The organism is Sinomonas sp. G460-2, from assembly GCF_047759905.1.
Taxonomy (GTDB): Bacteria; Actinomycetota; Actinomycetes; order Actinomycetales; family Micrococcaceae; genus Sinomonas.
This window is the reverse complement of record NZ_JBKZWT010000028.1, coordinates 1-24,714: the sequence shown is the minus strand read 5'-3', so window position 1 is coordinate 24,714 and position 24,714 is coordinate 1. Positions and strand designations below refer to the sequence as shown.

Below are 24,714 nucleotides of genomic sequence, written 5' to 3'. Positions count from 1 at the left end.
TCCGCCGCCGCTTCACCCCGGCGGAGGCGACCACGATGCCGACGACAACGGTGGTCCGGACGATGGCGACGGCAACAAGTAGCGCGAGCCTGGTCGATGGGCGACCGGTCGATGGGCGAGTGCGCCTGGTCGGCGGGCGACCGGTCGACACGCGCCTGGTCGATGCGCGACTGGCCGATGCGCGACTGATCGCCGCAGCGGTGGCCGCTGCCGTGCTGTTCGTCTCGGGCTGCAGCGGTCCGAGCGGTGGCAGCTCCGGGACAACCGCGCCGGCGTCCCGCGATCAGGCCTTCGCCTGGTTCCGCGCCGGCGCCGCACCGGGCTTATGGAAAGTCGAGGAGCTCCCGGACGGAACCGCCAAGATGTCCCTCCCGCCCGAGGCAACGCCTGCCCAGGCCGACCCGGGCAGCGTCTCAGCCGAGATTACCTCGCCGAGCGCTGGCCTCCTCGTCTACTTCAACGCGACGCCGAAGCAGGGCGACGAGTCAGTGGCCACGTGGCCCGAGTTCCGCCTCGACCACCTCGTGGACGAAAACGGCGAGCCGGCCCAGAAGCTGTCCAGCCGGACCGGGATGGCGTTCCGTGGGGGCCAGGGTTCGTGCGTGGAGGACACGTACCGGACCCGCGACAACGAGGGCGGCACCCACGATTACCGCGAGATCGCGTGCTACGTCGAGGGAGCGAAGGGCGGAAGCGTGCTCGTCGTGGCGACGCCGCCCCAAGCCTGGGACGCCTACAGCTCGGTGGTGCAGCAGGCCGTCGACGCGTACGCGGCGGAGTGAGCGCCGCGCCGCTGGGTTAGTGGACTGGGGTCGTGCTGCCGCCTATGGTCGCCGGAATCCGGTCGGCTGCCTGCGGGGGCGCGGGGAGCTGCATCGCGGCAATCGCTGCGCCGCGGGCCCAGTGGGTGTGGCTGACCTCGACGATCTCGAGGGGCACGGCGGGCGTGTGCTTCTCCCGGTCGTGGGCCCTGCCAGCACGGACGGCGTCCGGCGCGGCGACCGCGAGGCCTACCCCCTCGCCCGTGAGGACGATCTTCTGGGGCATCGTGAAGGCCGAGGCGATCGTCATGAGGCGGCCGAGGGAGAACGCGGCCTGATCAACGACTTGCCGGGCCACGGGATCCTTGGCCGCGAGCTTCATGAGCCTCTCGTAGGGCACGCTCCGACCCAAGGACACAGCCGCCTGGGCCTCGATGTTCCGGATGCTCAGCACGACGTTCGCGCAGCCGCGATGTCCGAGGCTGCAGGCCGGGCCCGTCGGGTCGAGGGGAGTGTGACCCACTTGGCCGAGGCCGGCGTTGACGTCGTTGATGAGCTGGTTGTTGATGACGAGGCCATAGCCCACGCCCGCGCCGATCGTGAGGATCACAAGGTTCTCGACCCCGCGGCCGGCCCCATGCCAGTGCTCGATGAGGGTCAGCGCGTTGAGGTCGTTGGCGACGGCCACGGGGAGGGACGTTGCGTCGCGGAGGCGCTCGCCGAACGGCACGTTCTCCCACTCGAGGAACGGCGCGTAGCCCACGCTGCCGTCCTCGCGGACCTGCCCGCCGAGGCAGACGCCCAGCCCCGACGCGGCGCCGCCGCGCCGCTGGAGGTTCTCCGCGAGCGAGGTCAGGACCGCGATCACCGAGTCCGGATCCTTCGCGCGGATCGGCGCGTCCTCGGACTCGAGCACGTCGGCCCGCAGATTGACGAGCGCCGCGTACGCGTGGTTCCCCGTCACCTTGACCCCGATGAAGCGGTGTTGGCTCGCGTCGACCTCGAGGGGCTGGGTGGGCCGGCCGGTGGGGCCAACGTGCCGTCCGGGCACCTCGCGGAGCTCTCCGGAGGCGAGAAGCGGCTTGGTGACGCGGCTCAGGCTCGCGGCCGAGAGTCCGAGCCGCTCGGCCAGCGCGCTGCGGGACATAGGCCCGTCGATGAGCAGCCGGTACATGACATCCCGCGTGGAGCTCGGATCTCCGAGCCAGCTGGGATGCACGGGCGTGGCGTCCACGCGTCCTCCTTCGGGCCAGAACGTCCTGGCGCTCCTCGATTCTTCCAGAAACCTGAGTTTTGCGCCAGAACCTACACGCTGATTCAGGAGGGAAATCTTGGCCTATTGACAGTTGAGACTTTTGCGGCAAAACTTCCAATGTGGGGTCGATCACCAACTGATCCTTCATCGACAGCAGCGCCGCCGTCGGGCGGCCCAACCCCTCGAGGTGCATCCGTGACCTTGCAAGCACAGCCGTCCGAAGCCGCCGCGCAGGCATTGCGGGAGTGGTTCCGCAGCGCCGTCGTGTACCAGGTGTACCCGCGGAGCTTCGCCGACTCGGACGGCGACGGGATCGGCGACATCCCCGGGATCATCAGCAAGCTCGACTACCTCAAGCGGTTAGGGGTCGACGTCGTCTGGCTGTCTCCCGTCTACCGCTCCCCGCACGACGACAACGGCTACGACATCAGCGACTACCAGGACGTCGACCCCGCCTTCGGCTCCCTCGCCGACCTCGACGGGCTCATCGCCGGCCTGCACGAACGCGGCATGAAGCTCGTCATGGATCTCGTGGTCAACCACACCTCCGACGAGCACCCCTGGTTCGCCGAGTCCCGCGCGTCGAACGTCTCCCCGAAGCGGGACTGGTACTGGTGGCGGCCCGCCCGCCCGGGCCACGAGCCCGGCACGCCCGGCGCCGAGCCGACCAACTGGGGCTCCTTCTTCTCCGGCCCCGCGTGGGAGTACGACGAGGCGACGGGGGAGTACTACCTTCACCTCTTCTCGAAGAAGCAGCCGGACCTCAATTGGGAGAACCGCGAGGTCCGTGAGGCCGTCTACTCGATGATGAACTGGTGGCTCGACCGCGGGGTCGACGGGTTCCGGATGGACGTCATCAACTTCATATCGAAGGATCTCGCCCTGCCGGACGGACCCGTCGGCGAGGGGCGGCTCTTTGGTGACGGTGCGGCGTCGTTCATTTGCGGCCCCCGGATCCACGAGTTCCTCCACGAAATGAACCAGGCCGTGTTCGCCGGCCGCGAGGGCGCCCTGCTGACGGTCGGGGAGATGCCCGGGGTCACCGTCGAGGACGCCGCGCTCTTCACCGATCCGGCCCGCGGCGAGGTGGACATGGTGTTCCAGTTCGAGCACGTGGGCCTCGACCACGAGGGCAGCAAATGGGCGCCGAAGCCGCTGCGGCTCACGGACCTCAAAGCGTCGCTCGGGCGCTGGCAGGACGGGCTCGCTGAGCGCGGCTGGAACAGCCTCTACTGGAGCAACCACGACCAGCCGCGCATCGTCTCCCGCTTCGGGGACGACGGCGCCTACCGCGAGCTGTCCGCGAAGATGCTCGGTGGGATCCTGCACTTCCACCGCGGAACGCCGTACATCTACCAGGGCGAAGAGCTCGGCATGACGAACATGCGCTTCGCCTCGATCGACGAGTACCGAGACATCGAGGTGCTCAACCACTACCGGGAGGCCATCGGCGCACGAGGTGAGGATCCCGCCGTCGTCCTTTCCGCCATGGCGCCGCTCAACCGCGACAACGCCCGGACCCCTGTCCAATGGACGTCGGGGAAGCACGGCGGATTCACGACGGGGACGCCGTGGATCGCGGCCAACCCCAACTCGGTGGAGATCAACGCCGAGGAGCAGGTGGACCGCGAGGACTCCGTCTTCAGCTTCTACCGCCGCCTCATCGAGCTCCGGCACAGCCTGCCGGTCATCGCTCAGGGCGACTTCGCCATGCTCCTGCCCGACGACGAAGCCGTCTACGCCTACACCCGCAGCTACGCGGGCACCGAACTGCTCGTCCTCGGCAACTTCACGCCGGACGAGCGCCACGCCGACATCGGCGACCCCTCGTGGGGCTCCGCCGAACGCATCCTCGGCAACTACCCCGACCCCCGCGGCCTGACGCTCAGGCCCTGGGAGTTCGCAGCCTTCATCCGCAGCACCACTTAGAACAACAAGCACCACCCCCTCACCCACCCAGCCACCCTCACCCACCCAGCCACCCTCACCCACCCAGCCACCCTCACCCACCCAGCCACCCTCACCCACCCACCCTCCGGGCAAAGCTGCCCGAGGACACGAAAGGTCACCCTCATGAAGCGGTCTCTGGCCCTGCCCGCCATCGCACTCGCCGCCGTCGCCGGCTTGGCTGCGTGCGACGTGGGCGGCACGGGCGCCTCGCAATCCACGCCGTCCGCCCAGCAGGTCGCTGCCGGGGCGCAGCTCAGCGGCGAGATCACGTTCTGGCACGCCTACAGTGCGGGCGGAGGCGAGATCGACGCGCTCGAGAAGACGCTCATCCCAGCGTTCGAGAAGCTGCACCCCGGCGTGAAGGTCAACAGCGTCCAGGTGCCCTCCGACCAGATGCACCAGAAGCTCATCACGGCGACCGCCGCCGGGTCCCTGCCCGACGTGTTCCGCGCGGACATCGTCGCGGTGCCGGAATTCGCCAAGCTCGGCGTGCTCGCACCACTCAGCGACACCATGCCGGACTTCCAGGACTGGGCCGGCAAGATGTACCCCGGGCCCCTCGCCACCAACAAGTACCAGGGCAAATACTGGGGCCTTCCGCTCGACACGAACACGCGAGTGGTCATCTACAACCAGGCCGCGCTCACCGCGCAGGGGATCTCGGCGCCGCCCAAGACGCTCGACGACCTCAAGTCCCTGGCCGCCAAGCCCGGCTCCGGCAAGTACATCTTCGCCGAGGGCGGCTCCGGCGGCTGGAACCTCCTCCCGTTCATCTGGTCCAACGGGGGAGACATGACGAACGCCGACGTGACGAAGGCGAGCGGCTATCTCAACAGCCCCAAGACCGTCGAGGCCATCCAGCTGCTCGTCGACCTCTACAACAACAAGCAGCTGCCCTCGAACATCCTCGGCGGCACGGGAACGATGCAGACGTCCGACGGCCTCGCGAAGGGCGTCTACGACACGATCGTCGACGGCCCGTGGACGTTCCCGGGCCTCACCAAGTCCTACCCGGACTTCAAGCCGGCCACCGAACCGATGTTCTCTGGCTCGGGGGGCAGCATCAGCGTGGTCGGCGGCGAAGATATCGTCATGACGCAGCAGTCGAAGAACAAGGCCCTCGCGGCCGAGTTCATCCGCTACATGCTCTCCCCGGATGCGCAGCAGGCCATGGGCAAGGTCGGGCAGCTCTCGGCCGAATCGGCCCAGGCCACGGCGATGGCCTCCTACGCGCCGTATTACCAGCCGTACCTCGACCAGCTCAAGACCGCCCGGCCTCGGCCCGCAACGTCCCAGTGGGCCAAGGTTGACGACATCTTCACCAAGCAGGTCCAGCTGGCCTTCCAGGGCAAGGCGACCGTCAAGCAGGCGCTTGACGACGCGGCGGCCCAGATCGACCCGCTCCTCGCGCAAGGATAGGCATGACCCTCAGCACCGCCCCCGGGACCTCCAAGGCCCCGGCCACCGCCCCGCCGCGGCCCCTCAAGCCGCGGCGGGGTGGCTCCTCACGCCGCCCCGGGCACTGGTGGATTCCGTGGGCGTTCGCCGCCCCCGGGCTCGGCCTGTTCACCCTCACCACCGGCTACCCGCTCCTGCGGTCCCTGCAGATCAGCTTCTACCAGTGGTCAGTACTGCCCGGCACGCCGAGCCCGTTCGTGGGCCTGGGCAACTACGTGCGGGCGGTGAGCGACCCGCAGTTCTGGATGAGCGTGGTGAACGCCGGCGCGTATCTGCTCATGACCGTCCCGGCCACGATCGCCCTGGCCCTCGCGTTCGCGACGCTGCTCCACCGGCCCATGGCCGGCCGGACCCTCTTCCGGGTCCTGTACTACATCCCAGTCGTCACGAGCTGGGTCGTCGTCTCGCTCCTTTTCCGGTACCTCTTCACGACCGACAACGGCGCCGTGAACTGGTTCCTCCAGGACATCCTGCACATGGTCGGCGAGCCGGTGCCGTGGCTCGAGCAGCGCTGGACCGCGATGGCCGCCATCTCCCTGCTCGGGATCTGGAAGAACCTGGGCTGGTGCATCGTCGTCTTCCTCGCCGCGCTCAGCGGCGTCCAGCAGGACCTCTACGAAGCCGCCTCGATCGACGGCGCGAACGCGTGGCAACGCTTCGCCAACGTCACGTTCCCGGGGATCCGCGGCACGATCGTGTTCGTCTCCATCGTCCAGATCATCGGGGCGTTCAACGTCTTCCCGTCGGTGCTCCTCATGACCAACGGAGGGCCGGCCGGGACCACGGAGGTGCCGCTCAGCTACATGTACAAGCAGGCGTTCTCGTTCCTGGACTTCGGCTTCGCGTCGGCGATGTCATTCGTGCTGGCCATCATCATCTCCGCGGTCTCCTACGTGCAGTACCGCGTGACCCGCGAGAAGAAGGAGGCGTGACCGTGACCTCTATAGCACCGGCCGCGGCCCGTGCCGGCATTCGGGGGCGCCGAGGCAGGTCGATCACCGCGGCGTGGATCCGCGTGGTCCTCGTCGCGGTGGGCGCCGCGTTCATGCTCGCGCCGTTCGTCATCATGGTCTCGACGTCGCTCGAGCCGGACACGGCCCTGCTGCCCAGCCCGCCGCATTTCATCCCGCAGAACTTCACGTTCTCCAACTACCTCGACGCGTGGAACGGCAGCGACTTCGGCCGGTACTTCCTCAACTCGGCCTACGTCTCGATCCTGACCACGTTCGCGTCCGTCGCGATCTCCGCCATGACGGCCTTCGCGTTCGCGCGCTTCGACTTCCCGCTCAAGAACGTGGTCTACGGGGTGCTCCTCGCGGGGCTCATGATCCCGGGCATCGTGGTGATCGTTCCTCAGTTCATCCTCGCGAAGTCCCTCGGCCTCGTCGATTCCCTCAACGGCCTCGTGTTCTTCTACACCGCGGGGCAGATCGCCTTCACGACCTTCATGCTGCGCGCGTTCTTCGAGCGCGTCCCCATGGAGCTCGACGAGGCCATGACGATCGACGGCGCCGGGACCCTGCGGAAGTTCCTCCGCCTGTACGTCCCGCTCGGGCGCCCCGCGCTCGCGACCGCCGCCGTCTTCTCCTTCCTCGGGGCCTGGGACGAATACATCTGGGCCCTCACCGTCATCAGCGACTCGAGCAAGCGCACGCTCCCGCTCGGCATCGCCGCGTTCCAGGGCGAGCACGCCACCGCCTGGGGCCTCGTCTTCGCCGCCTCGACGATCGCCGTCATTCCCGTCGTCGCCGTCTACATGGCCGGGCAGCGCCACCTCATCACCGGGATTACGGCCGGCGCTATCAAGTAGCTGCGCCATCAAGCAGCCGCGCCCACCCATCTCGCGCCCCCAGGCAACCCGGGCCCCACCAACCACGGAGAACCTCTCTCAATGACTGAACTCCTGCCCACCAAGGCCTCCTACCGCCCGGGCGACGATGTCGCCGTCGTCCTCGACGTCCCCGAGGGGACTACGGGCTCCCTGACCGTCCTGCGCCTCGGCGACCTAGTGCTTCGGCTTGAGGGCGTCGGCCCGGGCGCCGCCTCGCTGGGGGCGCTGGACCAGGGCACCTATGGCGTCGAGTACACGTACGACGGCGGGGCCTTGCGCACCGCGGTCGAGGTCACCGAGGATCCCACGTGCCGGCTGCGCTATGGCTTCGTCGCGAGCTACTCGCCCGAGAAAGACGTCGACGCCGTGGTCCGCCGCGCGCGGCGCCTCCACCTCAACGGCATCCAGTTCTACGACTGGGCCTACAGGCACGCCGATCTCCTTGGGGGAGGGGAGGAGTACCAGGACGCGCTGGATCAGACGATCTCCCTCGCGACCGTGCGCCGCCTCGTCGAGGCGTTCCGCGCCGCTGGCGCGGCTTCGCTCGGCTACGCCGCGGTCTACGGCGTGGGGCACGACGAATGGTCCCAGTGGGAGAAGCTCGCCCTGACCACGCCCTCGGGCACCGTCCACAGCCTCGGCGACTTCCTCAACCTCGTGGACCCGGCCGCGGAGCCGTGGCTCAGCCATTTCGCCGAGGAGCTCGACCGCTCCACCGCGGAGATCGGCTTCGACGGGTTCCACCTCGACCAGTACGGCTACCCCAAGTACGCGCTCACGCCGGACGGGCGGGGAGTCGATCTCGCGGAGTCGTTCGTGGCGCTCATCGAGCGGATCCGGGCGGCGCTCCCGCCGAGCCGGCTGGTCTTCAACAACGTCAACGACTTCCCGACGTGGGCCACTGCGCCGACATCGCAGGACGCGGTGTACGTCGAGGTGTGGCCGCCGCATGTGACGTTGGAATCGCTCGTGCGGGTCATCGAGCGGGCGAAGGCGTCGAGGCGGGACCAGCCGGTGGTGCTTGCCGCATACCAGCACGTCTACGCACAGACCCCCGACCAGGCGAGCGCCGACCGCGCCGCGGCGTTCACGATGGCCACGGCCTTCAGCCACGGAGCCACCCAGCTCCTGGCCGGCGAGGCCGACCGCGTCCTCGTGGACCCGTACTACGTCAAGAACCACCCCGTGGTCCCGGAGACCGAGCGCTTCCTGGCCCGCTGGTACGACTTCCTCGTCGAGCACGATGCCCTCCTCATGGACCCCGACATCCACGACGTCACGGGCTCCTACGCGGGCGGCTACAACGACGACGTCGACGTCGCCTACGCCGAGACGCCCGTCACCGAGGCGCCCACCGCGGGGGCGGTGTGGCGGCGCGTCACGAGCACGCCGCAAGGGCTCGTGGTCCACCTCATCAACCTCAACGGCCAGCCGGACACGCTCTGGGACGCGCCGCGCGCGGTGCCCGTCTCCCCAGGCGAGGGCACCCTGCGGCTCCGGCGCACGCGGGCCGGGCTCCCGCGGATTCGGGTCGCGGACCCGGACGGCCAGGCGCACCTCACCGACGTGCCCTACACGGTCGACGGCGACTACCTCCTCGCGCAGTTGCCCGCACCGACAGTGTGGCAGATCGTGCACATCAGCGAGGACTGAGGGGCTCCGCGCTGCGCTTCGGTTGGGTCGGTTTTAGGAGCTGGGGGCGTCCGGGTCGAAGTGTGCGGCGAGTTCCGAGATGCGCCGCGATCGGTGTTCGGGGCGCATGCGGCCGGCGCGTTCGAGTTGGCTCATGCCGTGCAGGGCACCCCAGAACACTTCGGTCCTCGTTCCGTCGTCCTCTTCGTTCACCGCGTCGGCAAGGGCCTCGAAGCCGGCTCGCAGTTCGGGCTCGGTGTCCTCGCTCGCGAAGAGCGTGTCGATCGGTTGCTGGAACATCGCCTCGTAGACGGCGGGGTGTGCCGCGGCGAAGTCCAGATACGCCGCGGCGACCGCTTCGACTGCCTTGCGTCCCCTCGTGTTTCCGACGGCCGAGCGACACCGTCGCGTGAGCTCCGCGAAGCCCTCGAAGGCGATGACCCGCATGATCTCCGTCTTGCCACCGGGGAAGTGGCCGTACAGCACCGGCTGGGAGTAGCCGATCGCCTCCGCCAGATGCCGGGTGGTCACGGCCGCCCAGCCCTCGGCATCGGCGCGATCGCGTGCGGCATCGAGGATGCCTTGGCGCCTCTCGTCGCTCCGTCGCTGACGGGCTGTGGGTTCAGTCATCGATCCTCCCCTTGCGGTCCGGGCCCCTAAGGCATATGTTAGCACCGCTAGATAATCTAGCGTTGCTAACTTGAGGGGAAAAGCATGATCTCGGTTCTCTCCGTCATCACCGCGACCGTCGTCGGCCTCATGGTCGGGGTGGAGTTCGCCGTCGCGTTCGTCGTCAATCCGATCGTGCTGCGGCTCCCGGTCGGCGCGTCGTTGGAAGCGCGCGCACACGGCGGCCGGATGCTCGGGCGCGCGATGCCGTTCTGGTACATCGGCTCGCTGATCCTCGTCGCGGCGCTCACGGCGCTCGCGTGGGGAACGCCGTCCGCCGCAGCATCACTCGTCGCCGCGGCGCTGCTCGCAGTGAGCATCATCATGTCGGTCGCCCTTCTCGTTCCGATCAACAACCGCTCGGTGACCTGGACGGCCGAGGACCACCCTGCCGACTGGCGGGAACAGCACCAGCGCTGGGACCGCCTGCACTACGCCCGCGTCGCGATCCTCGTCGCGGCCTTGGTGCTCGTACTCGTCGCAGTAGCCCGCTGACCGCGCGCAAAAAATGTCCCGCCCTCACCGTGAATGAGGGCGGGACATTTTTTGCGCGACGTGCCTGCCCACTCGAATCGAGGCGGATACCCGCGGATCCTCCCGATGTGCCCTCTCGCAACTGCAGCGAAGGTTCCCCCAAGGATTGGGCAAGGTTTCGAGCCGACGGCCCTTCGGAGCGGCGGTGTGCAGGGAGACTTTTCCGGTGGGGGAATCGGGGTGGCCCACCCCTACATTCCGTACGGAAAGGGGACAACCGAATGGTCCGCCAGCAGATCCTGAGCGAGGCGCAGTGAAACGACTGCATTCACTGACGAGTCTTCGGTTCGTGGCTGCTGGAGTCGTCGCGCTCATGCATGGCTTTGGCCAGTACCAGCTTCCCGTGGTGGACCTCGGATTCGTGGGCGTGAGCTTCTTCTTCGTCCTCTCCGGCTTCGTTCTGACCTGGGCGGACACGACGGAGGCGGGCACCGGTGTGTTCCTGCGGAACCGCTTCGCGAAATTGTTTCCTCTGAGTGCAGCCACGCTAGCCATCGCGGCGATCGTCCCCGTAGCTCCGAATACCAACCCGGTCTATTTCGTGCAGAGCCTCACTCTGACGCAGGCGTGGGGACCGATGTCGTCGTCGTCCTTCAATCCGGTGACATGGTCGCTGTCAGCGGAAGCCTTCTTCTATCTCCTGCTCCCGGTGATCGTGAAGGTGATGCGCCGCTTCACCGCCCGGGAGCTCGTGGGCACCGTGGTCTTCCTCGCGATCCTTCAGCCGGTCATGGGGCTGTTGATCCAGCTCACGCTGGGCGTGGAGGTGAACGCCTGGGCCGCCCACTTCTTCACCTACGACTTCCCGCCGTATCGGCTCGCCGAGTTCGTGATCGGCGTCGCCCTGGCGCTCCTGCTCAAGGCCGGCCATGTCCCGTCGCGCACGATCCAGTTCGCCGCCGCTGCCGCGACCACGACGGGACTCATGCTCGCGCTCATCGCCGACCTCCTCCACGTCACGCCCTGGTGGGCGATCGAGGCTCTCCTGCTGCCCGCCGTCGTCGTGCTCATTTGGACGTCCGCGCGGCGGGAACTCTCCGGAGACAGCCGTCTCCTGACTCACCCACGAATGGTCGCGCTGGGGGACCGGTCGTTCTCCTTCTACATGGTCCACTACCTCGTGCTGGGTGCCGTGGGCCTCGCGATCGGCGCGGGGCCACAGAGCCTCCCGTGGTGGCTTGTGCCGCCGGCCCTCATCGCGGCCGCCGGCCTCGCTGGGCTCGCCTACCGGTACGTCGAGAAGCCGTGCGAACGGGCCGTTCGAGACTTGTTTTCGCGCGAACGCGCCAGGCCACTCGCCGACTCGACGGCGGGCCCGGCGCACACGCACAGCTCGGCGTCTGGGCTGTAGCGTGTCAGCGCTCGGATTCCTGTCCTCGCGGGAGGACTTCAGCTCGGCGGCGCCCACCGCGACGCCTCAACGCGCGTCGACCGCCGTGCCTCCATGGGCGGCCGAGTCGGCGGGATTCGTTCTGGCCCTCACGCTCGCCCTCCTGGCCGTGTGGCATGTGGACGCCACGGACCGCTCGTGGCTCCTCTACTACGACGGCGATTCGGTGTTGCCGGCGCTGGTCCGCCAGTCGGTCCTGGCCGGACAGCCTCAGGACTGGTCGTTGTCCGCCGTGCTCTTCATTCCTGAAATGGGGCTCTATTTCGCGCTCGCCGGGCTAGGGCTGGGAGTCAAGGGCACGTTCGCGCTGAGCGCCGTGGTCAATCTCCTGCTGCTCTACGGCGTCCTGAGGGTCCTGGCTGGAGCCGTGCACCGTGGACGGCCCCGATCACTGCGGGTCGCCGGCGCCCTGGTGGCGTTCGGCGCGATGGCGTCCCTGACGCTTCTGGAAGACTCCCCGCGCCAGGAAACGTTTGAGCTCGCATCGCTGGTGGTCACGACGACGTACTACAGCATGACCCTTCTCGGGGCGGTCGCGGCGACAGGGATCGTTGCGCGGCTGGTCACGGCGCAGCGCGGCGGACGACGGCGGTGGCTTGAGCCGGTGCTCATGGTCACGAGCGCGCTGTCGGCGCTAACAAACCCCTTGTTTCTGGCCTGGGCAACGATGCCGCTCATACTCGTGCTCGCCCTCGTCGCCCGCCGACGCGTTGTAGGCTGGCGCGGCGCCGTCCGAGTGGGTGTCCTGCTGGTTCTTGGGAGCGGTCTCGGCGTCGCCGCGCGAATTGCATTCACTCCGCTCTTCAGCAAATACGGGCCCACGTATTCAAGTCCCGGGTTGTCTTGGTGGTCTGCCGTTTACTATCTGGGGGCGTGGGCCGACCGGGCGTCGACAGTCGCTGGAGCCGTGTCGCTCACCGTTGCCGTCGCGCTCATGCTCGTCTCGGTCATCGTGTTCCGCCGCTCGCTCGTTGCGCGAGATGCCGCTGCGGCGATCGTCTCCGGAATGGGCTGGGTGGCTCCGGTAGGGCTCCTCGTCGGCGGGATCTGCCTCGGCACCTTCGCGATCCGCTACCTCCAGCCCATGGTCTTCGCCCCGGTATGCATGCTCGTCCTCGCCCCGAGGCTAGCCGGTCAAGGCAGGACCTTCCGTGGCCGCCTCGACGGCGGGAAAGCCCGCGCCATCGTGAGCGGCCTCATGGTGGTCGCGCTCGGTGTTTCGGCTCTGGCGACGGGCGCTCTCAGCAGATCTGCCGCCGTCGTGGACCCCGACATCGTCTGCGTCGACGCCTGGATCGCTGCCAGCCATCGCACGGGTGCGGGAGGCTTCTGGACCATTCGCGGACCTAAGGCCTATCTGGGCGAGCCCGACCAGCTGGTTCAGGTGGATCAAACCTTCGGTGCCTACCCATGGCTCAGCGATCGCACGGATTACGCGAACGCCAAGGTTTCCTTCGTGCTGACCGACAATGCGCATCCCGCGCCGGTCTTGCCGCCCGTAGCGCGCACAGCGCCGCAGAGCACGGTGCAATGCGGCCGGTACACCATCACGGACTTCGGGACCGCTCTCCTGCCCATCGGTCCGGCTTCCCCCAACCCGCTTGCGTGATGCGCCCGAAAGATGTCCCGCCCTAACTGCCAGTTAGGGCGGGACATTTCGGGACGGAAGCTACTTGGAGGGTGTTCATCGCGTGAAATCGGAGGATTTCGTCACCCTGGGGTTAGTTGCCCGCCGCCGGGTCGTGGCGCAGGTACTCGCGGCGGAAGCGGCCGGTTCCGGCAGTGAGGGCGCGGAGCTCGATCGCGTAGCGCAGCAGCTCGGCGTCGGGAACCTCGGCGTTGATCTCCGTTCCCTCCTCGCCGGATGTCGTGCCCGTGAGGCGGCCGCGGCGGGCGGAGAGATCGCTCATGACGGAGCCCACGTACTCGTCGGGGACGCTGATGGTCACGGAGGAGACGGGCTCGAGGAGCTGGATCCGCGAGGCGGCCGCAGCCTCGCGGAGGGCGAGGGCGCCCGCGGCCTGGAACGCGGCGTCGGACGAATCCACGCTGTGCGTCTTGCCGCCCACGAGCGTCACCCGGATGTCGACCACGGGGAAGCCCTGGGAGAGCCCCTTCTCCATCTGCGCCCGCACGCCCTTCTCAACGGACAAGACATAGGTGCCCGGGATCACGCCGCCCACGATCTTGTCGACGAACTGGAACCCCGCGCCCCGCTCGAGCGGCTCGACCTCGATGTCGCAGATCGCGTATTGGCCGTGCCCGCCGGACTGTTTGACGTAGCGGCCGTGGCCCGAAGCGGGGGTGGCGAACGTCTCGCGGAGGGGAGTGACGACGTCGACCGTTTGGAGCTTGACGCCCTGCTCCCGCAACCGATCCAAGACCACCTCGGCGTGGGCCTCGCCCATGCACCACAGCACGAGCTGATGCGTCTCGGGGTTGCGCTCGACGCGGAGCGTCGGATCGCCCGCGGCAACCTTCGCGAGGCTCTTCGCGAGCGCGTCCTCGTCGCCGTGCGAGGCGGCCTCGACGGCCACGGGCATGAGCGGCTCGGGCATGTCCCACGGGCCCACGAGGAGGGGGAGATCGCGAGAGGAGACGGTATCGCCGGTCTCGGCGGAAAGCCGCGCCACCGCGCAGAGGTCCCCGGCGACTGCGTACGGCGCGGCGCGGAGGTTTGCGCCGAACGGCGAGTACAGGTGGCCGAGCCGCTCGTCGGTGTCGTGGTCCGGGTGCCCGCGCTCCGCGAGGCCATGGCCCGCCACGTGCACGGGCGTATCCTCGCGGAGCGTCCCCGAGAACAACCGCACGAGGCACACGCGACCCAAGAACGGATCCACGGTCGTGCGAACGACCTCGCCCGCGAGCGGCCCGTCCGGATCGCACGTGAGCGGACCGACGCGCTTGCCAGCGAGGTCGGTCACGGACGGGACGGCATGCTCGATCGGCGAGGGGAAGCCGCCCGTGAGCACCTCGAGGAGCTCCGCGGTCCCGAGGCCGTTGGTTGCCGACGTGGGCACAACAGGGAAGAACGAGCCCCGGGCCACGGCCGTCTCGAGGTCGCCGATCAGCACGTCGAGCCCAATCTCCTCGCCGCCCAGGTAGCGGTCCATGAGCGTCTCGTCCTCGCTCTCGGCGATGATCCCCTCGATCAGCTCGCCTCGCGCCGCGTCCCAGCCCGCGAGCTCGGCAGGGTTCGCGGGGCGGACCTCGGGCTGGAGGTCGTCGCCCGAGTAGTCGGACACGTTGCCGGAGAGCAGCCCGAGCAGGCCGGTCACCGCGCCGGCGGAGCGCAGCGGCAGATACAGCGGGAGCACCGACTCCCCGAACGACGCGCGGCACGCGGCCAGGGTGCCCTCGTAATCCGCGCGCGGGTGGTCAAGCCTGCTGATGACGACGGCGCGCGGCATCCCCACGCGCTCGCACTCGGCCCACAGCGCGATCGTCGCGGCGTCGATGCCGTCGACCGCGGAGACGACGAACAACGCGCCGTCGGCCGCACGGAGCCCGGCCCGCAGCTCGCCGATGAAGTCCGCGTAGCCGGGGGTGTCGAGCAGGTTCACCTTGACGCCGTCCACGAGGACCGGTGCCACCGAGAGGGTCACGGAGCGCTGCTGGTGGACCGCCGAGGGGTCCGAATCGCTCACCGTGCTGCCATCCGCAATCGAGCCCATCCGCGTGATCGCGCCGGTCGAGGCGAGCACGGCCTCGAGGAGCATCGTCTTGCCGGCACCTGAGTGGCCCACGAGCGCGACGTTGCGGATGAGCTCGGATCTATCCACGGACGGGGAGGCGGCGGCCTCGGCGGACCCGGCCCGGCCCGCGGCTTTCGCGGTGCCGTTCGTGCTCTTCACGGACATGAGCGCCTCCTGATCAGCAGCGATCCTTTCCGTACACCCTTCTCGCGGCGAGAACGCACGTCAAGGGGATATAGCCGCGCTCTTTCACACCTCCGCCGTCCGCCGCGACCGGGCGGTGCGCAGGGGGAGCCGGAGGGTGAAGACGCTCCCCACGCCGACCTCGCTCGTGCAGTCGAGTTCGCCGTCGTGCTGCTCCGCCACCTCCTTCGCGAGCGCGAGTCCCAGCCCTGTGCCGGGGATCCCCGAGCGGACCGCCGCGTCGCTGCGCTGGAAGCGCGTGAACACGCGCTTGAGGTCCTCGGGCGGGATGCCGAGCCCCTCATCGCGGACGGTGCAGATCGCCCATGGGCCGTCCTCGGAGGAGGTGAGCGTGATGGTCGTGCCGGACTGGGAGTACTTGAGCGCATTCGAGACGAGGTTGTCGAGGACCCGCACGAGGCCGGTGCGGTCGCCGAGGATCGGGAGGGGCCCGTCCGTCGAGACGCGGAGGGTGATCGCGCGGCCCGCGGCCTCGCGGCCCGAGGAGTCGCCGGCCTGCCGCACGAGCTCGGCCAGGTCGAGCGGGAGGCGGATCGCCGCGGCCTCTGCTCCCGTGAGGGACGCAGCGAGGATGTCCTCCACCATGTGGCTCAGGTGGTGGGCGTTGCGCATCATGATCTGGAGGTCGGCCTTCGCGGCGGTGCTCAGGGTCGAGTCGTCCTGGAGGAGCTCCGCGAAGCCGAGGATGTTCGTGAGCGGAGTGCGGAACTCGTGCGACATCGCGGCAAGGAACTTGTCGCGCGCGTGCACGGCGGCCACGACGTCTGTCACGTCCGCGGAGGCGAGGACGGTCCCCGCGCGCTCGCCGGCGGCGTCGTCGAAGCCCCGCGCCGAGATGGAGACCATCCGCGCCTCCGCGCCGCGGCCCAGCCGGAAGACCTCGTGTTCGACCGTCTCGCCCGCGAGCGCGCGGCCGAGCACACGCTCGCCCGGCGGAACCGGCACGTCCGAGTCCTCGCGGAAGATGAGGAGCTCCTCCTCCTTGTCGGTCGGCACGCCGTCCGGGATCGCCGCGACGTAGAGCTGGCGCTGCTTCGGGTTCATGAACGCGCTCTGGCCCTCGGCGTCGAGGACCAGGACGCCGACGTCGACCGTCTCGAGCACGGTATCGAGCAGCCGTTCACGCGTCTCGCTGCGCCGGAGGAGCTCCTCGACGCGGTCCTGCTGGGCCATCGCGCTGAGCGTCATGACCGACGTTCCGAGCCCGATCGTGAACAGCATGAAGGGGATGAGGAGCTCCGCCGCGAGGGTGTGCGGGGTCGCCCTGCCGTCAACGAAGAGCGGAACCCACACGATGAGCAGCGCCGCAACACCGCCAACCGGGACCATGATGCGCGGCCGGTAGCCCGAGCCCGCGAGCCACATGATCGGGAAGACCGCGAGGAGGCCGAGGCCCCGCAGCGAATCCTCGTTCGAGTAGTGCAGGATGCCGATCGGCGCGAAGTCGAGCACCGGGATGATGAGGAACAGCCCGTACGCGAGGCGATCCCAGGGGAGCGCGAAGCACACGCCCAAGAGCACGAGCGCGAGGCCTTGGCTCACGAGGAAGCCCACGTCCGTGAAGACGCTGGGGTCCGCGATCGCCGCGATGAGGCAGACCAGGAGCAGCGTCACGTTGAAGGGAAGCTGGCTCAGCACCACGCGCCCGCGCATTGTCAGCTCGTGGAATCGGACTCGCCCGAGCATCATCACGTCCAGAACCTTCTCCACGGTGCCCTCCCAGCCGCGCAGTGGCAGACAGGTCAATTCTGTGACTGGAAACGTCATCTGGACAGTGCCAGTTTTCGTGGGCGCTCAGAGGTAGCTGCAGATCTCCCCGGTGTCGCAGCCGTCTGGCCCGGCTGACGCGGCCCGGTAGTGCTGGGCCACCTCGGCTCGGAGGGCCGTGAGCTCGGCGATCTGACGGTCGATCGCGCCGAGCTGCTCCTCGAGCTGCTCCCTCACGTGGCCGCATGGCGTCGTGCCGGTGTCGTGGAGGCGGAGGATCTGGTGGGTCTGCTCGAGCGTGAGCCCGGCCGCGCGGCTTCGGCGGATGAACGCGGCGCGCTGCACCGCCTCGGGCGGGTATTCGCGGTAACCCGAGCTGGTCCGCGGCTGCTCGGGCATGAGTCCGATCGACTCATAGAACCGGAGCGTCTTGGCGGTGGTGCCAGCCGCGGCCGCGGCCTCTGAGATTCGCATGGCATGCCTCCCTGAGGGATTCAACGCGGGTTGGCTCCCCGTGTGTTCCAGTTGACGATGCCGCCAGTCCCCAAGAGAGTAGGACCCGTGACCGACCAACAGCAGCTGTGGGACCGCGACGTGGCGCAGAACTACGACACTCCCGGTGAGGGCATGTTTGCCGAGGACGTCCTCGGCCCGACTGTCGGCGTCCTGAAAGGGCTTGCACGAGGCGGGCGCGCGGTGGAGTTCGCGATCGGCACTGGGCGGGTGGCGATCCCGCTCGCCGACGCGGGAGTGCCGGTGAGCGGAATAGAGCTCTCCCATGCGATGATCTCCCGGCTCCGCGAGAAGGTCGATGAGCAACGGATCCCCGTAGTGCAGGGTGACATGGCGAGCGCGCTCGCGGGAGACAGCTTCGCGCTGGCCTACCTCGTGTTCAACACCATCGCCAACCTCGTGACGCAGGACGAGCAGGTCGCCTGCTTCCTGAACGCGGCCCGCCACCTCCAGCCGGGCGGATGCTTCGTCATCGAACTCTGGGTTCCCCAACTTCGGTCGCTGCCTCCAGGGCACTCGGGAACCGTCGAGGTCAGCGATCCGGGCTATCTGCTCGTGGACAGCTATGACGTGCTGAACCAAAGGGTCGTGTCCCACCACGTCCGGTTCGACCCGGACCCCGCGGGGAGCCGCGAAGCACGTATCGAGCGCACGCCGCACCGCTACGTCTGGCCGAGCGAGCTCGACCTCATGGCCCGGCTCGCCGGATTCCACCTCGAGTCCCGGTGGGCGGACTGGGACCGCAATCCCTTCACGGCAGAGTCCCGCAGCCACGTCTCCGTGTATCGGTTAAGCGCTGTGTGAGCGCTTCGCCGCGAAACGGTGCTCGAGGACCTCGGCGCTCGGCGTCCCTGCGAGGTACTTGCGGAGGGCGCGTCCGAGCACGGCCTGTTCCTTGGCCGAGAGCAGCGACGTCGCGTAGGCGTCCAGATGCTCCTCGACCGCACGCAGCCGGGGGATGAGCCGTGCGGCCTCGGCGGTGACGCCGAGCTGCACCGCCCGGCGGTCGAGGGCCGACGACGAACGCTCCACGAGCCCGCGCTGCACGAGAACTTCGACGATCCTGCTCGGGCTGCCCGCCTCGCAGACGATGAGCTCGCCGAGCTCGCGCAACGTCACCGGGCCATATTCGTCCAAGACGAGCAGGATTTCGGCCTGCGACGGCGTGAGGTCGAGGTCCGCGAGGAGCTTCACGAGGGCGCGATTGCCTTCGCGCTGGGCCGCAAGAACGAGGTACCTGAGTTCCGTCGGCGCGATGGCCGAGGCATCGGAGCGGCTTGGCTTGCTGGCGGTCGTGGTCATGGGAGGTCCTGCGGGTTTGAAGCCAGCACCGGGGCCGGCAGGTTTCGGTGGGACGCTGTCGAGAACGATAGCATGTCATCAATTTCGGGGGCGGGAACCCCGCCTTCCCCATGAGGCTGTGGCGGGGACGACGACGGCCGTCCCCGCCACAGCGCACCGCGCCAAGGCATCGGTCACCCCATGCATTCGTCGCCTTGGCGCGCCAGCATCAGTGGACGCCGGCCGACTCGGGTGCGGGGGCGCCGTCGTGCGTCGGAAGGGCCGCGACCTCCTCGGCTGCAGTCTCCCCGGCGGCGGGGCCGTCCGAACCGTGGCCGGCCGAGGCGCGCCCAAGGACCCGCGGACCCGCGGCCCGGAGGATCGCCGGCATGATGAACATCCGCACCACGAGCGCGTCGAGGATCACGGCGATCGCGAGCCCGAATCCGATCTCCCGGACGATGCTGATCTGTGCGGAGGAGAACGAGACGAACACGGCGACCATGATGATGGCGGCGCTGTTGATCATCGAGCGCGTGGCGCGCACGCCCGTCGTGACGGCGACGTGGAAGTCGCTGCCGCTCCGGAACGCCTCGACGATGCGGGACATGATGATCACCATGTAGTCCATCGAGAGGCCGAACATCACGGCGAAGAGCAGGATCGGCGTGACCGAGTTCAGCGGGGCGCTCCCGCCGAGGGACAGCAGCCCCGTCAGCAGGCCGACGGACGCGAGCACCACGAGCGAGTTGAAGAAGAGCGCGAGCAGCGGCAGCAGGAAGGACCGGAACGCGAACGCGAGCATCACGAACGTCAGGACCACCACGAGGCCCGCGATGAGCGGGATTGAGCCCACGAGCGTCTCGTCGAAGTCGACGCCCTGGGCCGTAGCTCCCGTGACGCGCACCGTGAACGGCGCCGGGGCGGCCGCGCCGTCGGACCTGAACTCCTTCACGAGCTCGTGGGCGCGGACGGAGTCGGGGCCCTCGACGGTGTCGACGAGAATGCGCGCGGTGGTGCGTCCGTTCTGCTCGCTCCAGAGGCCCTTGAAGCTGGCGGCCGTCTGCGGGTTGCCGAGGGCCGCCTGCACCTGGGCGGGGCTCGCGCCCGTGGACGTCACCGAGGTGACGGCCGCGACGCCAGCCTTGGCCTTCGCCGAAGCCGTGAGGCTCTCGACGCGTTCCGCCACATCCTGAGTGCTGGTTCCAGCGGGCGCGCTGACGACGATCTGGATCGGGAAGAGACCCTCGTGGCCGATGTTGCGGTCGATGACCGTGAGTCCCTCGCGAGCGGGGTCCCCGGACGGGAGGACCGTCGCGCTCGCGACGGGCGACTGCAGCGAGATGCTCAGCACGGGCACCGCGGCAAGGAGCATCGCGGCGACGCCCAGAAGGCCCACGAGCGCCGGCCGGCGACCGCCCGCGAGGGTCCGCCGGCCACCCTTCGCGGCGTCCTCGCGGCCCCGCCCGAACGGAAGCTTGATGGTGCCCCAGTTGATGCGGCCGCCCAGGAGCTTGAGGCCGGCAGGGAGGACCGTCACGCTGAGGCCGATCGCCACGAGCGTGACCAGGACGCCGCCGAGCGCGATGGACGTGAACGCCATGACGTTGGGAATGAAGAGCGCGACGAGCGCGACGGCGACGGCGATTCCGCTGAAGACGACGCTCCGGCCCGCGGTCTTCGTGGCCGTCTCGAGGGCCGCGACGGTGTCCTTGCCCGCCGCGAGCTCGTCGCGATACCGCTTGATGATGAAGAGCGAGTAGTCCACGGCCACCGCGAGGCCGATCATCGAGACGATGTTCGAGTACAGGATCGAGATGTCGGTGAATCGCGTCGCGACGAAGCCGAGCGCGCTCGCGACCGCGAGGGCCGTCCCCGCCATGAGCAAGGGCACGAGGGTCGCGACGACGGAGCGGAACACCAGCAGGAGGACGACGATGAGGAACGGGAAGACGATCATCTCCGCCCGCGTCGCATCCTCCTTCGAGTGCACGTTGAGCTGGTAGTCGAGCGCGGGCTGGCCGGTCACGTAGACCGAGGCGTCAGCGATCTTGCCGCCGAGCGAGCGCTGCAGGTCGGGGACCTTGTTCTGGACGGCGGTGTTGTCGCCGCCGAACCCGGCGACGATGACCGCCGTCTTCCGATCGGCAGAGAGGAACTTGGTGTTCTGCGCGGGCCCCGTGATCGTGGACGCGCCCGCGTCCTGGAGCACGGTGACGAGCGGGGCGAGGCCGCCGGCGTCCTGAGCCGTCTTCGAGTCGACGGCCACGATGATCTGGTTCGGCTGATCGCCGAACGCCTTCTCGACGTCGGCCTGCGTGGTGAGCGCCTCGGCGCGCGGGTTGGTGAACCCGCCTGCCGAGAGGGCGCCGTCAAGCTGGATGGCGCCGGCGGCGGAGACGAGGAAGATGATGATCCAGCCGACGATCACCGTCCACGGGCGGGCGATGGAGAAGCGGGTGACACGGTTCATGAGAGTGGCCTGTCAGTCGTCGAATTAGATAACACGTCATGCATGTTCCATCATCTATCCAGTCGCGTCAACCACCCGGAGCGGAACACGCACGGCGGGGGAACCGCTGGAAATCGGTGTGTGAACCGGAGGTTAAGGTTTTCTCCAACAACTTGACCGACATGATTCGCGTGATACATCATCCATGACGGATCACGAATTGGTCCCGCTAGCTCTGCCGGCGTCTGTCACTTTTCACACCCTGATCCGGGTCCCCAGCCCCAGACAGAAGGAAATGCCATGACGATCTACGCTGACCCCCTCACCCCCACGTTCACCCTGGCCTCCGCCGAGGCCGCCATCGAGGCCATTTCGCTCGGCGAGATGGTGGTCGTCGTCGACGACGAGGACCGCGAGAATGAAGGCGATCTTGTCGTTGCCGCCGAGCACGCGACGGCGGCGGTGATCAACTTCATGATCACCCACGGCAAGGGGCTCGTCTGCCTGTCCATGACCCCCGAGCGTGCCGCCGTGCTCGCCCTCCCGCCGATGGTTGAGCGCAACGAAGACTCGATGGGCACCGCCTTCACGGTGAGCATCGACGGCACGCGCGCCAACGGCGTCACGACCGGCATCTCCGCTTCCGAGCGCGCCCGCACGATCGCCCTCGCCCTGACCGGAACGGCTGACGACCTGGTCCGCCCGGGCCACGTGTTCCCCCTCGTCGCCCGTGCGGGCGGCGTCCTCGAGCGCCCCGGTCACACCGAGGCCTCGGTGGACCTCGCCCGGCTCGCCGGCTGCCGGCCGGCCGGCGTCATCGTGGAGATCATCGGCGAGGACGGCGAGATGCTACGGCTCACGGACCTCGTGGGCTTCGCCGCGCAGCACGGCCTGCTCCTGACGAGCATCGAGCTCCTCCGCGCGTACCTCGCGGGGGCGTAGTGGACGCTAGAACCGCAATTCGCGCCCTCACGTTCTCGTGGGGGTCGCGTCAAGTCCTTCGACGGATGGGCTCGATCGAGGGCCTCGAGAACGTCCCGACGAGCGGGCCCTTCGTCCTCGTGCCCAACCACGCGAGCTATTTCGACCACTATGTCGTCGAATTCCTCGTCAACGCGGTGCGCGGGAACCCGACCTGGTTCCTCACCAAGGCCGAGAGCTTCGAGCGGCCCGTGAGCAGGGTGTGGACCGAGGCCTGGTACGGGATCCCCGTTGACCGCGACCGGCCCAGTCCCACGACCATCCGCCAGGTCCAGCGCGTCTTCTCAGACGGCCACGGGCTCTGCGTGTATCCGGAGGGCACACGGGGCGACGGCATTGACCTGCTGCCGTTCAAGGCCGGAGCGTTCCGTTTCGCGCTCAGCGCCGGCGTCCCCGTGGTCCCGCTCGGCATGGTCGGGACGAACACCGTGCTGCCGCGCGGCGCGAGGCGCCTCCGCAACGGCCGCGTCCATGTGGCGTTCGGCCAGCCCCTTGAGGAGCCCTCCGGGGGCACGAAGCAGGAGCGGTCCGAGCAGCTCGCGTCGGCGTCCCGGCGTGCCGTCGGTGAGCTCATCGCACGGGCCAAGGCCAACGCCGACGGCGCACGCGCCGATGAGCTCGGCGCCCGCGGCGCGGCGCTCGTCGACGCGCTCATCACCGACGGCTTCGACGCCTCGGGGCGTCTCGATGGCGCTGCGCGCCGCCGCCTCGAGTACCTCACGGGACTGTACCGCAGCACCGTCCCCGACCATCCCGACCTGAACGCCCAGCGCGTCCGCCTCCTGGGTCTGCGGGCCCTCGATGCGCCGCTTCCGCTCAAGCTCTCCTACGCCCTGCGGGTCCGGAGCGGCGCGCGGGACGTGCTCGAGCGGGTCCCCGAACACAAGGACGCCCACTACCTCATGGGCCGCTGGCACCTCGGCTCCCCGGGCCTGCTCGGGGCCAGCAAGGCGGCGGCCATCGAGCATTTCGCGGCGTCCGACGCGAGTTCCCCGTCGGGGGACACTCGCGCCGTCGCGGCCCTCGCCGAGGCGTTCGCCGCCGCGGGACGCCACCGGGAGGCCCAGGAGGCCCACCGCCGCGTTCTCGCCGAGACGCCGGCGGACCAAGTGCGCGCTGCCAGACGACTCGGCAGGGCGAAGGAGTATCTCGCCCTCGAAAGGGTGGTGTAGTTCGTGACGACCATTCTGAAGACGTCGAGCGGTCACCTCATCGTGACGGAAGGCGCGTCCCGGCTGCTGTGGAGCCGCCGGACCGACGGCTCGTGGCGCCTCGCGCGGATTTGGCCGGACCGCCACGAGAAGGAGGAGGTGCTCCGCCATCTCAGGGACGGCGGCTGCCTCCTGATCCTGCTTGATCTCACGCCGACGGTGCTCACGGCCTTCCCCGACGAGCTCGACGACGTCGCGGTGGTTCGGGGTCACCGCCCCGATGAGTCCCTGGTGGAGCTCACGGTCCCGTTCCTGGATTGGCTGCCCGAGCGCTACCGGCACGAGGCCCGGAGGTTTCAAGCCGCCGTGCAGGCTCGCTCGGGGGAGGAGCCCGCGGTCCTGCAGGCTCCGCTGGCCGTCAGCCCGGCCTCGGCCGCGTCTCCGAACGTGCGGTTCGCGGTGCGCAGCCGGGCCTACAGCGGGCACTCGCCCGAGCAGCTCGCCGACCTCGCCGACCACCTCTTCGGCGGGTCCATCGACGACGAGGAGGCCCGGTCCGCGCACTGGCTGACGCGTCTCGTGCCGATGCCATGGGAGCGCGCCGCCCGGTCCCTCCTGAACTCGCGCCAACTCGTGGGAGGGGGCGGCCATGTATAGCGGTCGCATCACCGTTCCCCGGGACGCCGCGGCGGTCCTCGCGGTCCTCGCCGACACGTCCCGGATCGCGGCGTGGAACCCGGCCTTCAGCAGCCTCGACGGCTCGGGTCCCGCCCTGGCGGGACGGCCCTACCGGGCCACGATCCGCGGCGTCGCGCGGGCCGTGCTCCGCTACACAGAGATCGGCGAAACCGCCGTCCGGTACACCATGTCCGGGCTGGGCTCGCGGGAGGACGGCGAGTGGGTCCTCGAGGCCTCCGACGAGGGCACTGTGGTGACCCACACGTTCCGCCACACCGGGCTCATCCTCTTCCTCATGCGCCCGGCGTTTGCGGCCGTGGCCGACTGGCGGCTCGAGAGGCTGAGAGACGAGGTCGCCGCCGCAAGCTAGGCTCCGGCTTGACCTTCCCCTCGCTGGAAGGAGGACCGTGGCCTCATGGGAGAACGCCAGTATGACCTTGTGGTGATCGGCTCGGGCAGCGCGGGCTTCGCGGCCGCTATCAGGGCCTCGACGATCGGGCGGAGCGTCGCGATCGTCGAGGCCGGCACGGTCGGCGGGACGTGCGTCAACACGGGGTGCGTGCCCTCGAAGG

Annotated in this window: 22 protein-coding genes; 15 read left to right on the top strand and 7 right to left on the bottom strand. The window is 69.0% G+C overall.

From position 1 onward, the window contains the following. Positions 1-782: hypothetical protein (locus tag ACLN58_RS05230; protein WP_415854220.1), on the top strand; the 782-nt coding region annotated here is incomplete at its 5' end. A 16-nt stretch (positions 783-798) separates the two neighbouring features. Here ACLN58_RS05230 and ACLN58_RS05225 read toward each other — a convergent pair. Beyond that, positions 799-1,995: an ROK family transcriptional regulator gene (locus ACLN58_RS05225; RefSeq protein WP_415854219.1), complete on the bottom strand. Its 1,197-nt coding sequence runs from the start codon at positions 1,993-1,995 to the stop codon at positions 799-801. Positions 1,996-2,211: 216 nt separating this feature from the next. Here ACLN58_RS05225 and ACLN58_RS05220 point away from each other — a divergent pair, with 216 nt between their 5' ends. The 5 genes from ACLN58_RS05220 to ACLN58_RS05200 all read left to right on the top strand — a co-directional run bounded on the left by ACLN58_RS05220 (position 2,212) and on the right by ACLN58_RS05200 (position 8,908). After that, a complete protein-coding gene (locus ACLN58_RS05220; protein WP_415854218.1) occupies positions 2,212-3,945 on the top strand; it encodes a glycoside hydrolase family 13 protein in 1,734 nt (577 codons plus the stop codon). A 144-nt stretch (positions 3,946-4,089) separates the two neighbouring features. Beyond that, positions 4,090-5,385, top strand: coding sequence for an extracellular solute-binding protein (locus ACLN58_RS05215; RefSeq protein ID WP_415854217.1), 1,296 nt, complete (start codon positions 4,090-4,092; stop codon positions 5,383-5,385). A gap of 2 nt (positions 5,386-5,387) precedes the next feature. Further along, the gene (locus ACLN58_RS05210) at positions 5,388-6,356 is read left to right on the top strand and encodes a carbohydrate ABC transporter permease (RefSeq protein WP_415854216.1); all 969 of its coding nucleotides are present in this window, start codon (positions 5,388-5,390) and stop codon (positions 6,354-6,356) included. Between the two features lie 2 nt (positions 6,357-6,358). After that, positions 6,359-7,234: a carbohydrate ABC transporter permease gene (locus ACLN58_RS05205; protein WP_415854215.1), complete on the top strand. Its 876-nt coding sequence runs from the start codon at positions 6,359-6,361 to the stop codon at positions 7,232-7,234. 81 nt (positions 7,235-7,315) lie between these two features. Further along, entirely contained in the window at positions 7,316-8,908 is a 1,593-nt protein-coding gene (locus tag ACLN58_RS05200) for a glycoside hydrolase family 66 protein (protein WP_415854214.1), read from the top strand. Positions 8,909-8,941: 33 nt separating this feature from the next. Here ACLN58_RS05200 and ACLN58_RS05195 read toward each other — a convergent pair whose 3' ends face one another. Further along, on the bottom strand, positions 8,942-9,517 hold the full coding sequence (locus ACLN58_RS05195) for a TetR/AcrR family transcriptional regulator (protein ID WP_415854213.1): 576 nt from the start codon (positions 9,515-9,517) through the stop codon (positions 8,942-8,944). 84 nt (positions 9,518-9,601) lie between these two features. On the opposite strand from ACLN58_RS05195, the gene ACLN58_RS05190 reads away from it, so the two are divergent. The 3 genes from ACLN58_RS05190 (at position 9,602) to ACLN58_RS05180 (ending at position 13,089) form a co-directional block, all read left to right on the top strand. After that, positions 9,602-10,051, top strand: a complete 450-nt coding sequence (locus tag ACLN58_RS05190) for an anthrone oxygenase family protein (RefSeq protein ID WP_415854212.1) — start codon at positions 9,602-9,604, stop codon at positions 10,049-10,051. 184 nt (positions 10,052-10,235) lie between these two features. Next, positions 10,236-11,441 (top strand): acyltransferase family protein, encoded by a 1,206-nt coding sequence (locus ACLN58_RS05185; protein ID WP_415854211.1) that lies wholly within the window; start codon positions 10,236-10,238, stop codon positions 11,439-11,441. Between the two features lies 1 nt (position 11,442). Next, positions 11,443-13,089, top strand: coding sequence for a hypothetical protein (locus ACLN58_RS05180; RefSeq protein ID WP_415854210.1), 1,647 nt, complete (start codon positions 11,443-11,445; stop codon positions 13,087-13,089). A gap of 112 nt (positions 13,090-13,201) precedes the next feature. Here ACLN58_RS05180 and ACLN58_RS05175 read toward each other — a convergent pair whose 3' ends face one another. From ACLN58_RS05175 to ACLN58_RS05165, 3 genes are all read right to left on the bottom strand, one after another. After that, the gene (locus tag ACLN58_RS05175; RefSeq protein WP_415854209.1) at positions 13,202-15,340 is read right to left on the bottom strand and encodes an elongation factor G-like protein EF-G2; all 2,139 of its coding nucleotides are present in this window, start codon (positions 15,338-15,340) and stop codon (positions 13,202-13,204) included. A gap of 84 nt (positions 15,341-15,424) precedes the next feature. Further along, positions 15,425-17,089 carry a sensor histidine kinase gene (locus ACLN58_RS05170; RefSeq protein WP_415854208.1) on the bottom strand — a complete coding sequence of 555 codons (1,665 nt, stop codon included), beginning with the start codon at positions 17,087-17,089 and terminating at the stop codon, positions 15,425-15,427. An 84-nt stretch (positions 17,090-17,173) separates the two neighbouring features. Then, positions 17,174-17,560, bottom strand: a complete 387-nt coding sequence (locus ACLN58_RS05165) for a MerR family transcriptional regulator (RefSeq protein WP_415854207.1) — start codon at positions 17,558-17,560, stop codon at positions 17,174-17,176. Between the two features lie 87 nt (positions 17,561-17,647). Here ACLN58_RS05165 and ACLN58_RS05160 point away from each other — a divergent pair, with 87 nt between their 5' ends. After that, positions 17,648-18,403, top strand: coding sequence for a class I SAM-dependent methyltransferase (locus ACLN58_RS05160; protein WP_415854206.1), 756 nt, complete (start codon positions 17,648-17,650; stop codon positions 18,401-18,403). Here the strand turns inward: ACLN58_RS05160 and ACLN58_RS05155 are convergent. Together ACLN58_RS05155 and ACLN58_RS05150 are read right to left on the bottom strand one after the other, a co-directional pair. Continuing rightward, positions 18,389-18,901, bottom strand: coding sequence for a MarR family winged helix-turn-helix transcriptional regulator (locus ACLN58_RS05155; protein ID WP_415854205.1), 513 nt, complete (start codon positions 18,899-18,901; stop codon positions 18,389-18,391). The genes ACLN58_RS05160 and ACLN58_RS05155 overlap by 15 nt on opposite strands. A 208-nt stretch (positions 18,902-19,109) precedes the next feature. Beyond that, positions 19,110-21,353: an MMPL family transporter gene (locus ACLN58_RS05150; protein WP_415854204.1), complete on the bottom strand. Its 2,244-nt coding sequence runs from the start codon at positions 21,351-21,353 to the stop codon at positions 19,110-19,112. 279 nt (positions 21,354-21,632) lie between these two features. Here ACLN58_RS05150 and ribB point away from each other — a divergent pair, with 279 nt between their 5' ends. From ribB to ACLN58_RS05125, 5 genes are all read left to right on the top strand, one after another. Then, entirely contained in the window at positions 21,633-22,274 is a 642-nt protein-coding gene (gene ribB, locus ACLN58_RS05145) for a 3,4-dihydroxy-2-butanone-4-phosphate synthase (protein WP_415854203.1), read from the top strand. Positions 22,275-22,339: 65 nt separating this feature from the next. Further along, positions 22,340-23,485 carry a lysophospholipid acyltransferase family protein gene (locus ACLN58_RS05140; protein WP_415854202.1) on the top strand — a complete coding sequence of 382 codons (1,146 nt, stop codon included), beginning with the start codon at positions 22,340-22,342 and terminating at the stop codon, positions 23,483-23,485. A 3-nt stretch (positions 23,486-23,488) separates the two neighbouring features. Further along, positions 23,489-24,121, top strand: coding sequence for a hypothetical protein (locus ACLN58_RS05135; protein WP_415854201.1), 633 nt, complete (start codon positions 23,489-23,491; stop codon positions 24,119-24,121). Next, on the top strand, positions 24,114-24,512 hold the full coding sequence (locus ACLN58_RS05130; protein ID WP_415854200.1) for an SRPBCC family protein: 399 nt from the start codon (positions 24,114-24,116) through the stop codon (positions 24,510-24,512). The genes ACLN58_RS05135 and ACLN58_RS05130 overlap by 8 nt, the downstream gene beginning before the upstream one ends. 45 nt (positions 24,513-24,557) lie before the next feature. After that, the coding region (locus ACLN58_RS05125) for an FAD-dependent oxidoreductase (RefSeq protein ID WP_415854221.1) at positions 24,558-24,714 on the top strand (157 nt) is incomplete at its 3' end.